The 13,117-nt window shown below is 59.7% G+C and carries 16 protein-coding genes and 1 pseudogene; 3 read left to right on the top strand and 14 right to left on the bottom strand.

Going from position 1 to position 13,117, the window contains the following annotated elements:
- A partial coding sequence (locus tag P3T21_RS14590; RefSeq protein WP_429256643.1) for a VOC family protein occupies positions 1 to 121 on the bottom strand: 121 nt, incomplete at its 3' end.
- Here P3T21_RS14590 and P3T21_RS14585 point away from each other — a divergent pair.
- Entirely contained in the window at positions 69 to 410 is a 342-nt protein-coding gene (locus P3T21_RS14585) for a high-potential iron-sulfur protein (RefSeq protein ID WP_429256625.1), read from the top strand. The genes P3T21_RS14590 and P3T21_RS14585 overlap by 53 nt on opposite strands.
- Positions 411 to 473: 63 nt before the next feature.
- On the opposite strand, the gene P3T21_RS14580 is transcribed toward P3T21_RS14585, so the two are convergent.
- From P3T21_RS14580 to P3T21_RS14525, 12 genes and pseudogenes are all read right to left on the bottom strand, one after another.
- Entirely contained in the window at positions 474 to 635 is a 162-nt protein-coding gene (locus P3T21_RS14580) for a hypothetical protein (protein WP_429256624.1), read from the bottom strand.
- Between the two features lie 128 nt (positions 636 to 763).
- Positions 764 to 976: a zinc-binding dehydrogenase gene (locus tag P3T21_RS14575; RefSeq protein WP_429256623.1), complete on the bottom strand. Its 213-nt coding sequence runs from the start codon at positions 974 to 976 to the stop codon at positions 764 to 766.
- 186 nt (positions 977 to 1,162) lie between these two features.
- Positions 1,163 to 1,492 (bottom strand): annotated as a pseudogene (locus P3T21_RS14570) (DUF1275 family protein); the annotation flags it as partial.
- A 194-nt stretch (positions 1,493 to 1,686) separates the two neighbouring features.
- Complete coding sequence (locus P3T21_RS14565) at positions 1,687 to 2,607, bottom strand: glyoxalase (protein ID WP_429256622.1); 921 nt, start codon at positions 2,605 to 2,607, stop codon at positions 1,687 to 1,689.
- 55 nt (positions 2,608 to 2,662) lie between these two features.
- A complete protein-coding gene (locus tag P3T21_RS14560; protein ID WP_429256621.1) occupies positions 2,663 to 3,043 on the bottom strand; it encodes a DoxX family protein in 381 nt (126 codons plus the stop codon).
- A gap of 64 nt (positions 3,044 to 3,107) precedes the next feature.
- Positions 3,108 to 5,000 carry an amidohydrolase gene (locus tag P3T21_RS14555; RefSeq protein ID WP_429256620.1) on the bottom strand — a complete coding sequence of 631 codons (1,893 nt, stop codon included), beginning with the start codon at positions 4,998 to 5,000 and terminating at the stop codon, positions 3,108 to 3,110.
- The gene (locus P3T21_RS14550; RefSeq protein WP_429256619.1) at positions 4,997 to 5,284 is read right to left on the bottom strand and encodes a DUF1427 family protein; all 288 of its coding nucleotides are present in this window, start codon (positions 5,282 to 5,284) and stop codon (positions 4,997 to 4,999) included. Before P3T21_RS14550 ends, P3T21_RS14555 begins: the two co-directional genes overlap by 4 nt.
- Positions 5,285 to 5,595: 311 nt before the next feature.
- On the bottom strand, positions 5,596 to 6,249 hold the full coding sequence (locus P3T21_RS14545) for a hydrolase (protein WP_429256642.1): 654 nt from the start codon (positions 6,247 to 6,249) through the stop codon (positions 5,596 to 5,598).
- Between the two features lie 325 nt (positions 6,250 to 6,574).
- Positions 6,575 to 6,883 (bottom strand): hypothetical protein, encoded by a 309-nt coding sequence (locus P3T21_RS14540; protein WP_429256618.1) that lies wholly within the window; start codon positions 6,881 to 6,883, stop codon positions 6,575 to 6,577.
- Between the two features lie 204 nt (positions 6,884 to 7,087).
- Positions 7,088 to 8,026, bottom strand: coding sequence for a LysR substrate-binding domain-containing protein (locus P3T21_RS14535; RefSeq protein ID WP_429256617.1), 939 nt, complete (start codon positions 8,024 to 8,026; stop codon positions 7,088 to 7,090).
- Between the two features lie 354 nt (positions 8,027 to 8,380).
- Positions 8,381 to 8,575, bottom strand: coding sequence for a redoxin family protein (locus P3T21_RS14530; RefSeq protein ID WP_429256641.1), 195 nt, complete (start codon positions 8,573 to 8,575; stop codon positions 8,381 to 8,383).
- Between the two features lie 170 nt (positions 8,576 to 8,745).
- Positions 8,746 to 9,327 carry a carboxymuconolactone decarboxylase family protein gene (locus P3T21_RS14525; RefSeq protein ID WP_429256616.1) on the bottom strand — a complete coding sequence of 194 codons (582 nt, stop codon included), beginning with the start codon at positions 9,325 to 9,327 and terminating at the stop codon, positions 8,746 to 8,748.
- 363 nt (positions 9,328 to 9,690) lie between these two features.
- On the opposite strand from P3T21_RS14525, the gene P3T21_RS14520 reads away from it, so the two are divergent.
- Both P3T21_RS14520 and P3T21_RS14515 read left to right on the top strand, forming a co-directional pair.
- Positions 9,691 to 9,957 (top strand): hypothetical protein, encoded by a 267-nt coding sequence (locus tag P3T21_RS14520; protein ID WP_429256615.1) that lies wholly within the window; start codon positions 9,691 to 9,693, stop codon positions 9,955 to 9,957.
- Positions 9,958 to 10,450: 493 nt separating this feature from the next.
- The gene (locus P3T21_RS14515; protein ID WP_429256614.1) at positions 10,451 to 11,566 is read left to right on the top strand and encodes an alkene reductase; all 1,116 of its coding nucleotides are present in this window, start codon (positions 10,451 to 10,453) and stop codon (positions 11,564 to 11,566) included.
- A gap of 558 nt (positions 11,567 to 12,124) precedes the next feature.
- Here the strand turns inward: P3T21_RS14515 and P3T21_RS14510 are convergent.
- Positions 12,125 to 12,970 carry a hypothetical protein gene (locus P3T21_RS14510; protein ID WP_429256613.1) on the bottom strand — a complete coding sequence of 282 codons (846 nt, stop codon included), beginning with the start codon at positions 12,968 to 12,970 and terminating at the stop codon, positions 12,125 to 12,127.
- Positions 12,971 to 13,117: the final 147 nt, after the last annotated feature.

Raw genomic sequence — 13,117 nt, 5'->3', positions numbered from 1 at the left:
ATCCCAAACAACTGATGAAAAAGTCGCGAGTGAGGTTCAGATTGCGAACGGTCAAGCCAATGTGATCGATGCCAAGCGTTAGTGGTTTCGTAGTCGTTCGATTCTCACGTCGCCACTGCATTTTGCAGATAGCATCACTCGTCGTCGCTTGCGCTCCACAAGCGGGTGCCTTTGCCGAAACGGGCTCGGTCTCTGAGCGCGACCTGACAGCGCGATGGCTCAACTACCGGGACGACGCAACATCTGTCGATGAAGTTGAGCATCCAAAGTACATAAAAGGGCAGGTTTGCGCGAATTGTCGGCACTATAAAGGTCTTACTTCTGACCAGTCGGGTCCCTGCACGATCTTTCTGGGTGAACGCGTCATGGCGAAAGGGTGGTGCAGCGTCTATGAAAAAATGGAGGGATGACCGAGTCCGACTCCACGGCAGCGGGGTTTTTTGAATTGACGCCGGTCGCTGCGCAGCGCGTACCTACCCTGTCGAGAATGACTTCGACGCCTCATTGGCCGCGGGCAAGACGACGGACCATCTGAAATTGTGCAATCCGAGGACTTCGCCCGGGCGCTCGTCGATCTGGCCGTCAGCCTCGCCGAGAACCAGGTTGGCGACCTCGAACGCAGTGGTTGCCGCCATGCTCATGACCTGAAACCGTGGAAAGACAGCGAAGCTGATGTGCTGCACAACCCCCGCCATGTTTATCGCCACTGTCAACTCTGGATCCCGGGCCCGTTCACGTATTCCTCTCTTCTGATCAGAGGGTGTCAGATTGTCAGGACGATTGTGCCGAAGGGACGGCCCTCAACCAGGTAACGCAAGGCGTCGGCCGCTTCGGCCAGCGGGAAGGTGCGGGCCACGATCGGTTTGATCGCGCCGGATCGAAGCAAACCCACGATAACACTCCAGGCGTCAGCCCAGGCCGCCTTCGGCTGAGCGAACAGCGCGAAGCTCCTGATACTGGCCCGTTGCCAGATCACAGGCCCCTGGAAACGGTGCCGGCGTCCGTGTTCTGGCTATCAAATAACTTCGATGCCGCGCATCGAGCGATCAGTCGTTACCGAGAGAGATGCTTGTTCCAGGCCACCGGCCGGCTGTGCTAGCAGAATTAACGGACAGCATTGGCGCTTCAATGGACACTGCTAGCAAAATTAACGATCTCCAACATCGGGCGTCACAGGACTCGCGTGCACACCAGCCGCACAGAACCCGAACAGCAGCACAGCCTGCACTGCGTACAGGTTGCGTGCACTACGCGCCGACTGCTCCTGTCCCGACTGTGCACGCACGAGGGCGCGGCTCAGCACAACCCCGGCGATGAATGCGGGAAACGCAAACAGCTTCACCACCAGACCCTGTCCGTAGCCCGCAAAGCCTGCACCAATCAGCACGAAGTTGCCGGTCACGTGGGCAGTGAACAGCCCGAACAGCGCGACAAAGCTCAGGGTGTCGACATATCCGGCAATCGCAGCCAGAACAGTATCTTCGGATTTCATCAGCCCCCGTGCTGAAAATCCTGGCATGGTCGCCTCGCTATCGTACCCGTCGCCTGCAATCCGTTTCCGGCGCCTCAGACGCCGGAATCATCTGACCCGGAGGCCTCCCGGCGGCGACGTGGCGGGCAATCAAAGGAAACCAGACCGTCCCCGCCTTCTTCCCAGGCGGGGACGGCCGGTACATCCGGTCTGGCTCAGTGCACGGCCGCGTGAATCTCGGCGATGTAACCGCCCGGGAACTGCACGAGCGCGGCGTCGCGGCCACCCGAGGTGAACGGCTGCACGAGTACGGTCGCGCCGGCCGCCTGCGCTTTCTTCAGCGTGTCGGCGAGATCCTTGACCTCGTAGCCGGTCAACTCGTGCCCGAACGGGTAAGGCAGATGGCCGTCGGTCACGAGGACGGTGATCTTGCCGAAGCCTGATTCGATCCGCACGCGCCGATACGTGTCGGCCGGCCGGCCAATCTCGATGCCTGGCGCCTGGCGGTCATCGGACACGAGCTTGCCGTGCGAGAACACGACGAAATCGTGGATGAGCGCGTTCGCGCGCTTCGGCGACACATACACGCGATTTTCCGGCACCGTCTCCAGCGGATCGTAGTGCGGCGCCTGCTTGTGCCAGTACAGTTGCATGTGCACACCACCCGGCCACGAGATCAGCGCATCACGCCCGATCGGATCTGGGAACGTGTCCACGTATACATCCGCGCCATGCGCCTTCGCCGACTTCACCGCCGCATCCATGTCGGTCACGAGATAGCCGGTGCGCTCACTGCCGAACGGGTACGGAACCGGCGTCTTGAAGCCGAATACTGACAACGTGCCGGCCGGCGTGAACACGAGCTGCGACATCGTCTGGCTCGGCGTCGGCGTCACCTGGAAGACGCCCTGCTGCGACTTATGGCCGCCAAACGTCGCGACGAAGCTGTCGGTGAACCTGTCGAAGTCCTCGGGCGCGACGTAGACGTGTGTCGTGTCGTACTGCGGCCCTACGGCCAACGACAGCGCCGCCGCGGGCCTGGCTAGCACCGGGGGGCTGGCTGGCGCCAGCGATGACCCCACGGCGAGTGTGCCCGCGACCAGTGCGGTTACAGCGAGGGAACGGAATTTACGCATGATGTTGAAAGTTCCTCTGTGATGCATGATGGTGAAAGTTCCTCTTTGGGTTCAGTTATGCCTTGCCACGGGACCGGTGAGCGTCGCTGGCCAGATACGTCACGGCAATAAAGGCGGCAATCAGCCCGAGGTGCTCAAAAAAACCGTTCAATGCGATGAAACGTGCATTGCCAGTCAGACTCCAGAAATTGTTGGCGACCAGCATGGCAACGGCGGTCAGTGCGGACAGACCGCCTGCGCCCAGCCAGACAAGCCGGTTGAAAACCACGCAGAAAGAGCCGCCCAGTTCGACGACAATCGCCAGCGTCGCCCACAGCGCCCCTGGATGCAGGCCGAAATGCTCCTGCTCCAGAATGGCGTCATGGAAATGCGCGAGCTTGTCGATGCCCCCGAACAGATACGCAGACACGATGGCGAGCCGCGCCAGCGGCAGCACCCACGACCGTGCCAGCAACGCGGCCACCCACGACGGATTTCCCTGTAGCGCGCCTGTCCTCACGTCAGACCGCCCAGCAGGAGCAGCCGAGCGCGCCCCAGAAGCCATGCAGGTCCGAGGTCGGCGCATTGGCCGTCCACGCGCGGGCATGCGCGTGACCGTGCACACCGCATGCCGTCGCACAACCACACGACGCCGCTGCGACCTGCTGCAGCGCCGCTTCGCCGTTGCCGCTCGCGTTCTTCCACGCGGCAAAACCACCAAAGCGACGCACCGGCGACCAGTCCGGCATCGCGGGTGGCGGTGCGCTGTCGTCGAACGACGCGAATTCACCCGTGCCGTATACCACCTTGCCACCCACCACGGTCAGCAGCGACGTGGTATCGGCAATCTCGTCCTCAGCGCACGCAAAGAAGTCGCGGTCCGGCACGATCAGGTCGGCAAACTGACCTGCCTCGATCCGGCCTTTCTTGCCCTCCTCGTTCGAGAACCAGGTCACATTTTCGGTCCACATGCGCAGGGCTGTTTCGCGATCAAGGCAGTTCCGCTGCGGATACATCCGCAGACCACCCACCGTCTTGCCCGTCACCAGCCACGACAGCGATACCCAGGGGTTGTACGACGCGACCCGTGTTGCGTCCGTACCGGCCGAAGTCCGGATTCCCTTCTCCAGCATCTTCGCAACCGGCGGCGTGGCCTCGGCTGCCTTCGCACCGTAACGCTCGACAAAGTACTCTCCCTGATACGCCATCCGGTGCTGCACCGCGACGCCACCACCCAGCGCAGCGATTCGGTCCATCGACCTCTCGGAAATCGTCTCGGCGTGATCGAAGAACCAGTTGATGCCGGCAAGCGGCACGTCCCTGTTGACCTTCTCGAACACGTCGAGCGCGCGGCTTATCGTTTCGTCATAGGTCGCATGCATACGCCACGGCCAACGGTTCTCCGCCAGTACGCGCACGACGTCTTCCAGCTCTCCCTCCATCTGCGGGGGCATATCCGGACGCGCGACACGGAAGTCCTCGAAGTCCGCCGCCGAGAACACCAGCATCTCGCCCGCGCCGTTGTGGCGGAAGTAATCGTTACCCTGCTTGTACTTCGACGTCCTGGTCCAGTTCAAAAAGTCTTCCTTCTCCGCCTTCGGCTTTTGCGTGAACAGGTTGTATGCGAGACGGATCGTCAGCTGGCCCTCGTCGGACAGTTTCTGGATAACCTCGTAATCGTCCGGATAGTTCTGGGAGCCGCCGCCCGCGTCGATCGCACCGGTCACGCCCAACCGGTTAAGTTCGCGCATGAAGTGGCGTGTCGAATTCACCTGATAGTCGAACGACAGCTTCGGACCCTTCGCCAGCGTCGCGTACAGGATCGATGCATTCGGCTGCGCGAGCAGCAGGCCGATCGGATTGCCGGCGCTGTCTCGCACGATCTGTCCTCCCGGGGGCTCCGGCGTGTCCTTCGTGTAGCCGACCACGCGCAGAGCCGCCGCATTCAGTAGCGCGCGATCGTACAAATGCAGAATGAACACGGGTGTATCGGGCGCAACCGCATTCAGCTCTTCGATCGTGGGCAAGCGTTTCTCGTCGAATTGATGCTCGGTGAATCCACCTACCACGCGTACCCATTGCGGCGCCGGAGTGACGGCAACCTGCTCGCGCAGCATGTCCATCGCGGTGGCAAGGGAGCGCACGCCATCCCAACGCAGCTCCATGTTGAAGCTCAGTCCGCCGCGAATGATGTGAATGTGGTTGTCGATCAGTCCGGGCAGTACTCCGCGCCCCTTCAGGTCGATCACCCGGGTTGATGACCCTGCGAGCAGCAGGACCTCGACGTCGCTGCCCACCGCCGCAAACTTGCCATCCTTGATCGCAACAGCCGTTGCCGTGGGGTTCGAACGATCCAGCGTCGTAACCCGGCCGTTGTGGAGGATCAGGTCCGGTTGAGTAATGGTAATGCTCATGAGTGTTCCTCCTCGTTGCCAACAAGCCCCCGGTCTGCCTGCAACACGGCATGATCCGACCGGGTGCTGGAAAGACGACCGGTTCCGCTCGCCTGATGCGATAGGGCCGGTGGCGTCGAATAACCCAACAACTGCCTCGCGGACGGAATCGCCTGCTCGCCGATCAGCATGCCCAGCAGGCCCAGCAGTGCGACAAGCGGAGGTGCTGGCGAACGTACATTGATCAGGCTATAGATAATGCCGACCAGGATGCCGGCGCCTAGCGATAACAGATAGAGTTTCATTGGTCCTGCCTTGACGTCGAAGTATCGGATTGAAGCGCGTCAGTCGCTCGAGTTAATCACGCAAAGCGGCGAGATCGACTGGCTGCATCGCGAATCAAAGACCGTGGAAACCTACGACTATTCACAGAAAAATAAGACGACTCGATTTAGTCACGCGGCGTCGATAATATGATCAATACATCGTTATCCTGAATAAATAACGATCACCGTGTTGCTGATCGCTGTCACCGGTCAACCTGCACTTCGATTATCGCCACCGGCTCGACCGCGGCGATAATCGACCGAGGCCGAGCGGGTATGACAAATCTTGTTCAGTGTCCCTCGGAACCGCCGAACATTGTCTTCGCATAGATCAGACCTAGTCCGTAACCGCCGCCATGCGCTACCGAGGTTTGAACTGTTTCATTGTAGGTTTCGGTCCGAGCCCAATCGCGTTGCAACTCGAGCAAATACTGCAGCGACGTCATCGGGCGTGCGCCCTGTTGGACGAGACGATCTAGCGCGCGTTGATGCGCTTCGTCCGAAACATCGCCGCACGCATCAGTGATCACGTACACCTCAAACCCCTGATCAAGCGCTGAAAGCGCCGGCCCGACGACACAGACGCTGGTCCAGAGACCCGCCATCACGATGCGTGATTTTCCGATTTCGTTTACGCGAGCTGTGATGCGAGGGTCCTCCCACATATTCATGTTAGTCCGATCGATCGTCGTCTGACCAGGAAATGTCGAGCTGATTTCGTCGAAAATCGGACCGGAGAAGGCCTTTTCTGCGACGGTAGTCAGAATCGTCGACACGCCAAACTCGCGGGCCGCCTTCGCGACCAATGCGATATTGTTGCGCAGAAGAACCGCATCGATCGACTTCGTCGCGAATGCCATCTGCGACTGATGGTCGATCATGATCAATGTGTGATCGTTGGGGGACAAAAGGGTCTTTCCGGGCTTCGCTTGTGCTTGGGTCATCTTCAATACTCCAGTCGATTGGGTATGCGCGACATACATCGATTGCGCGGTTTTTTGCAATCTCTAGCATGCGTTCTCGTGATGTCACATCCACTTCCGAATTCTCACGATACGCATGAAACAGACGGTGCGTGAACGCATGCCGGCGGATGAACTCGACGGTGGTCCACCAGTTCATCAGGCCGCTCGTGCGTTGAGGAGAAGTTTGGATGACATCATCGGTATTAGCCAATTCGAAATACTTGCAAGGCCGATTACTAGCGCTAATCGATCCGACACGTGAAGCGAACCGCGTACTTATCGCGAGGTGCGCCCGGCTGGAGGTTCAGGGCGCCACGCGATACGCTTCTCCGGTAACCATTTCAACGAAATCGAAAATCAGTGAATCGCGCTCTTTCAAACGCGAGGACATTTGAACCGACATCGGCTCCATGTCATTGATGAGCCGATATTTGATTGTCTGCCGAAATGATGTGAACGGGTAGATCGCACCGGTCACTACTCCTGGTCCCTGTTCGATAAGCCTAGATGGCCCCAATCGATGCTGTTTTTTTTGCGCGGCGATTTGCTGCGCCGTGTTCATCTCGTGGCGCTCAACCGTGATGGCCAGATATAGCGCCTGAAACTGGATCAACGCGAGCAGGATGAACGGCGGATTGGCATTTCCAATGTGGCCAACCGAGGTCTTGAAACTCTGATAGCCCGCCGCTTCCCGAATAACCCGTAGCGCCTGCTCTACCTGCCGGATGATGGCATAGACGCTGTCGCGTAGTGCTCGCTTGGCAGAGTCAACGTTACTCCACGCCGATCACGGTTGAGCAGGCGCACCTAAACGCGCCTATCGACCGGAGGCGCGAGGCGCCGTAGTGCGGGCTTGCGCGCAACGCGCTTCTTCAGCCGCCAGATCGAGAAAGTCAAGTATCAGTGAATTGCGTTCGTTTGTGCGCGACAGCATCTGGACCGTTACGGGCTTGAGGCCGTTGATCTGCCGGTAGCGCAAAGTTTTTGGGAGCGACGAGAATAAGTATGTAGTGCCGATCATTGCGCCGAGCCCTTGTTCGACGAGCGTGACGCCAACTTGTACCTGCGTCGTTTTATAGATAAAGTTTGGGGTGAAGCCGGCTCGCTGGAACTGGGCAACCATCGAGTCATAAAGCGGCGCATTGACCGCACGTGCCGAGCCGATCAGGCGCTCCTGCGCAAGATCGCAAAGGTTCAGGCAGTCGACGTTTGCCAGGCGGTGATCGCTGCGCATCAACAAGACCCAGTCTGCTTCGAACAGCGGCTGAATCAGTATGTCGTCGTTATCTGGTGCAGTGTCGACCAGTACGCCGAAGCCGATGTCGATATGTTCCTTAGTCAGCGCGGTGATCTGCTGCGCCGTGTTCATCTCGTGGCGCTCGATCGTGATGTCCGGATATAGTGTCTGCAGACGAATGAGCGCAGGCGGAATAAACGGCAGATTCGCGTACTCGACCAGACCGATCGAGAGCCTGGATTCTCGACTGCCTGCGGCATCCTGCGCCTCACGCAACGCGCGCTCAACCTCAGCGAATATGGCATCAGCGCTGTTCCGCAGAGCCTCGCCCGAAGCGGTCAGCGTCACGCCGCGCCGGTCGCGGTTCAGTAATTGCGCGCCCACCAGTTCTTCCAGTTTCGCAATCTGCTGGCTAAGCGCAGATTGCGTTATCGACGCCAGGTCGGCCGCCCGGCCGAAATGGAGTTCCCGCGCAAGAATCGAGAAGTAGCGCAGTTGACGCAATTCAATCGCTTTCATGTGGCTCTCAAGTCGAAGGTCCGTTGTCAGTCCGGCAGATCGCTGCCGTCCACTGCTTGCGGGTATTGGCTAGGTGCGCCACGCCGACCCCGGCTACCGAACGTAGAAAACTAACGAGGCGCGCCTCTCGCACTGTCGGTCTCGGCGACACCGATTCAGTCGGGCCGAACTCTTGCAACAAGCACAACCAGAAGCCTTCCACATGCTTCTTCGCAAAACGGCGATATCGACGTGCTCGCCTGGACGCAAGCCTCGTCTCTCCAGCTCGCGCTGGCCCATGCTGCTCCGGCACATCCGTTACTTTCTGGCGGTCGTCTCTGCTTCATCTGCAACACTCCTGCTGCTTGCGCAGGCTTAAGTGTGTTGCATCCACCGGTTGAATCCGCATTTGCAAGCGGTCGTTCTGAGTGAATCGGTTGGCCACGGGCACCAAACGCCGCGGTAGAACGCGACCACGAGCGGTCTTTGCGCCAGCCGAGCGGCCGACGATACGTTGTTGCCGTCCTGGTCTTTCAGCCTGAAATACGGCGTACGGTGTCCGACCTTGATTTTGTGCCGCCCGCCTGACCGCTCGCGATCGGTTCGGCAGCATGACCGGATGTATTACCGGCGCCGCGTTGCAGGGGGATGCTTGGCCGCCTTGAAGTCGGCCCTCAAGGCGTCGAGTGTCTCCCGCATCGACATGACACTTCTCCATAGATTCCTGAAGGCTGGACGAATCACGCGGCAGAGGGCGTACCGGGCACGTGCTCGGGCTTCGTCCACTCGTTGCCCTTCATGAAAGCGTCGTACGGCGTATGCACGATGTGATTCGTGTAGTTGCTCATGACCTTGGTTGCGACACCGAGAATCACTTCGAGCACGTTGCGGCGTGTATAGCCGGCCGCGAGGAAGGCTTCCACTTCCGCGTCCGGAACGAATCCGCGTTCGCGCACGACAATCGTCGTGAAGCGATGTAGCGCCTCCAGCTTCGCGTCCGGCAACGCCGCGCCGGCGCGAAGCGCGGCGATCACTGCCGGGTCCATCTTGATCATCTTTGCGAGCGTGCTGTGGCCCGCCATGCAGTAGTGGCAGTTGTTCTCAAAGTTCGACGTCAGATAGACGACCTGCTGCTCGTGAGGCGTGAGTGTGCTTTTCGCAAAGAGATCCCACAGCGCCGTATAGCCGGCGAGCAGTTCCGGTGATTCGGCCATGTGCGCCTGGAGGTTCGGTACAAAACCGAAGGTACGCTTCGCTTCTTCAAGGGTGGGCTTCGACGCTACGGGCGCGGTGGCGATCGTGTAGGACTGGAAGGAATTCATGATCTGCTCCTGGTCGGTTGACGGTGAGTAGATGATGAAGCGCAAGGCGCTCGAGAAGAAGATGGGCGCTATCGATAACAGTCATTCTCCGCAGGAATGGACCGCGCCCTCAACGCCGCAGGCTCCAGTGGCATGTTCGCTATCCGCACAACAGCCCGATTAGTTTCCTCGTGCGTCGAATCGCCTGGCATGCACCGCGCAATGCCGAACCATACTGGCCTCAGATTAGGATCAGGGATTACCCCGCAAATCGAAATTCACCCTTGTGAACAAACTGCTTAATTATGAGCGATCGCTTTCCTAGACTTGGTATCACCTGCTACGGACAACAGTTCGCAGCAAATCCAGGACTGGAGGTTCATTATGAAATCGCTCATTCAAGCCATTGCAGTTGCCGCGGTACTCGGCGTCCCGACCGTTTCGTTTGCTCAGTCGGACGCCAGCGCCGCCATGAACAACTCCGCTGTGTCAGGCTACGGTGGTGTGGCCGATGACACATCGGTGTCGGGTTCACATCATCCGCTTCGCGCACTAGATCATTCGATCCATTCGATGGAACATGCGATCCGTGCGTCGATTCGCCGCGACCCCAATGACGGCATGAAACCGATTTACTTTGGTGCACGTTAGGCCCTAACGTTTCCCCGTCGTTGTCGGCCCGGCCGGCGAGCGCGAGCGCTGCCGCCCAGGCCGATCGCCGCGCCACCGGGGCGGCGGCACGGGTAGTCGCAGGCTTCAGCAGTTGGCGCACGGACCGGTACCCGGGTGTGTCGGCGCTGAGGTGGCGGCGCGCCCTGGCGTTCGCGATGGCGGTGAGGACCGCCGCGATATCACCTGCTGCAACCGTACACCGGCCAGGCGCGCGCTTGCCATCATCCAGCGAGAGCTTCCAGCTCTTCTCGCCCAGTTCAAGTGCCATGTACAGCCGGCCACCTGCCGTCGCATTCTGCCCATGAAGGGCTGTGCCAGGCGCATCCAATCGTTCTGTCCTTGTCAGAATTGCGTCCGGTCGCTGAGTTCCCTATTCCATTCCGGAATTATAACTATCGCTCAGTAGCCTCTACTGCCTGGTGGCGTTTGCAGCCAACATGTCGTCACCCAATACTCTTTTGAGGATGACGTCATGAGCAAGCTTTTCAGCCATACGAAAGTCGGACATTTCCATCTGCAACACCGTGTTGTGCTTGCGCCGCTCACGAGAATGCGCACTGAGCCGGGCAACGTCCCGGGTGATCTCATGGTCGAGTACTACACGCAACGTGCGACGGACGGCGGGCTGCTCATTTCCGACGCAACGGCCGTAGCCCAGCTCGGCATTGCTTACGTTGAGGCGCCCGGAATTTATACTGAGGAACACGTTGAGGGCTGGAAGCGGGTGATCGACGCCGTCCATGCCAAGGGTGCTCGTATATTCCTGCAAATGTGGCATGCAGGACGTCAGGCGCATCCGGCCAATACCGACGGCGTCACCCCCGTTGCGCCGTCCGCATTGCGTTCGCTTGAGTACGCTGCGATTCGCGATGAGAACGGCCAGATTGCCGAGGCGGAACTGCCCGTTCCCCGCGCGCTCGAAACGAATGAGATTCCGGGCATTGTCGAGCAATTCCGTCGCAGTGCCGTGCTTGCGAAGCAGGCCGGATTTGACGGCGTTGAGCTTCACGCCGCGAACGGTTACCTGTTCGAACAATTTCTGCTCGATGGGACGAACCACCGAGACGACGTGTACGGCGGTCCGATCGAAAATCGCGCTCGCTTCCTCTTCGATACGCTCGACGCGGTCGTTTCCGTCTGGGGTCCTGGCCGCGTGGCCGTCCGTCTTTCGCCGAGCGGCACGTACGGCACGATGTCCGATAGCAACCCGCATGCGACGTTCGGTTACGTGGCAGAACGGCTGAATCAGTATGATCTCGCCTACCTGCATGTTATTGAGCCTCGCATTCGGGGTATCGTGGAGAAGGAGACGAGCGATTTCGACGTCTCCTCGAAGGACATTCGCCGGATCTACAAAGGCACGATCATCGCCGCGGGCGGCTTCACGCGTGAGAATGCCGAACAGATTATCGTCGACGGCCACGCGGATCTTGTTGCCTTCGGCCGGATGTTCATCTCCAATCCCGATCTGCCGGAACGGCTGCGTAGCGGTGCGCCGCTCAATCGATACGACCGCGCAACGTTTTACGGTGGTGACGCCCGCGGTTATACCGACTACGAGTCGCTGTCTGAGGGTGTCGTGGCCTGATTGAATTCGTAGGGTCGCGAGCAGGGTAGCGGGGTTGTTGACTCCGTCGCCCTTTGAGTGTATCGAGCAAACGTAGGCCGGCGCGCTGCGAGCGGTTATGCCTCGTCGGTATAACTGTTATGAGAAGTGCCGTCTATTCGACGCTACAGTGAGCGTCCAACATTGATGTCACAAAGCCGAGGGGAGCTCGACTGAATGGGGACGCTCGCAGTGATGCGAGCCAGGTGCTTGAGGACTATGGGTTCCGGGATGTTGCAACAGATGCTGAGTATCCACCGGACTGGTGACCGGACCGGCAAGCAATATTGTTGTCCAGATCGCCACTGCAGCGGCAATGCCTCGGCCCGGCTTGCGCCAGATTGTTCCGGGTCTGCCACGGGAGGAGAACAAACCTGGCTCGGAGATGACGACGAGAATGCGCTGCCAGCGACAAGGAAGGCGACCAGGCAGACGTCGAGGGCGACAGGCCGTTCACAGGTGGCACGCAATCGAGTGAAAAGTTCAGACATCGTTGCACCGATCTGAAGTTCGAGCCGTTCGTGGCAAGGACTGGCGAATTTAATCCGCGAGGAGTGGAAAGAAGACGATGGCCTGGCCATTGAGCCGTGGCATATGCACCACGGAATCAAGGAAGTGTCCGTCGCCAAAGTCGAATGCCATGACGTTGTCGCGCGCAACGCAATACAAATGTCCGTCGGGACCGAACCGTAAGCCTCGGGGTTGATGGAAGCCGACCCCGGGTGGAGGGGCAAATACACGCACCAGGCTGCCGGTCGAGCGGTCATATTCACGAATGCTCGTCACGGCGTCGGGCGCGCGAAACGGAAATTCGCTGGATACGATGATGTTTCCGTTGGGCGCGATCGCGAGATCCAATGGACTCATTGCGTCGTCCGTGATGAATCGGGACGCTAGCGGCGTGCCGTCTGCGTCGAATACAGCAATGCTGTTTTCCCCTTCGCCCCCCGGGCCGATGCCCGAGGCCAGATAGAGGGTTCCGTCTTCGGCCGACGCGAAACCGCGGGGAAACGGAACGATCCCTGTAGGTAGGACCTTTTGCGGCGCACCGGCAAGATCGGCGGCAAACGCGACGATTGTCCGTGCGCTGCGCATGCCGACCAGGTATTTGCCGTCGGGTGCAAGGTTGCCGCCTCCCGCATTGAGCCCCGGGATCTCTCCTGTGTCCCGTACCACATTTCCGCTAGCGTCCAGTGCGAGGATTCGATCGCTGCCGCTATTCACATAGAGAAGCCGTCGATTCGCGCTCACGCTCAGGCCGCGGGGATCCGTGATGCGAGGATCCGCGCTAAACGTCCCGTGTGCTGTTCCGTCGAGGGCAAAAGAAAGAAGCGAACCATATCCGTCGCCGTTGGCGCCGGATGCACTGGTGACGAGAATTTGCATGTTGGCGTTCTGCGAAGATAGTCTGTTGCGGTTCGAAGCAGTCTATCTACGTCGGGAGCGCGGCGCCACGCGCCTCGCGGCATAGCAGTTATCCCCTGCGGGAATAGCGCCTGCGACCAGGTCGGGCCGATGCTGACCGCAAGCCGG

This window comes from Paraburkholderia sp. GAS334 (assembly GCF_050436625.1).
Taxonomy (GTDB): Bacteria; Pseudomonadota; Gammaproteobacteria; order Burkholderiales; family Burkholderiaceae; genus Paraburkholderia.
This window is presented reverse-complemented; position numbering and strand designations above follow the sequence as displayed.

Excerpts from the sequence above, each read along its gene's own strand:
- P3T21_RS14520 (WP_429256615.1), top strand. The coding sequence starts at position 9,691 with ATGAAATCGCTCATTCAAGCCATTGCAGTTGCCGCGGTACTCGGCGTC.
- P3T21_RS14545 (WP_429256642.1), bottom strand. The coding sequence starts at position 6,249 with ATGACCCAAGCACAAGCGAAGCCCGGAAAGACCCTTTTGTCCCCCAAC.
- P3T21_RS14510 (WP_429256613.1), bottom strand. The coding sequence starts at position 12,970 with ATGCAAATTCTCGTCACCAGTGCATCCGGCGCCAACGGCGACGGATAT.
- P3T21_RS14555 (WP_429256620.1), bottom strand. The coding sequence starts at position 5,000 with ATGAGCATTACCATTACTCAACCGGACCTGATCCTCCACAACGGCCGG.
- P3T21_RS14515 (WP_429256614.1), top strand. The coding sequence starts at position 10,451 with ATGAGCAAGCTTTTCAGCCATACGAAAGTCGGACATTTCCATCTGCAA.
- P3T21_RS14585 (WP_429256625.1), top strand. The coding sequence starts at position 69 with ATGCCAAGCGTTAGTGGTTTCGTAGTCGTTCGATTCTCACGTCGCCAC.
- P3T21_RS14550 (WP_429256619.1), bottom strand. The coding sequence starts at position 5,284 with ATGAAACTCTATCTGTTATCGCTAGGCGCCGGCATCCTGGTCGGCATT.
- P3T21_RS14535 (WP_429256617.1), bottom strand. The coding sequence starts at position 8,026 with ATGAAAGCGATTGAATTGCGTCAACTGCGCTACTTCTCGATTCTTGCG.
- P3T21_RS14565 (WP_429256622.1), bottom strand. The coding sequence starts at position 2,607 with ATGCGTAAATTCCGTTCCCTCGCTGTAACCGCACTGGTCGCGGGCACA.
- P3T21_RS14580 (WP_429256624.1), bottom strand. The coding sequence starts at position 635 with ATGGCGGCAACCACTGCGTTCGAGGTCGCCAACCTGGTTCTCGGCGAG.
- P3T21_RS14525 (WP_429256616.1), bottom strand. The coding sequence starts at position 9,327 with ATGAATTCCTTCCAGTCCTACACGATCGCCACCGCGCCCGTAGCGTCG.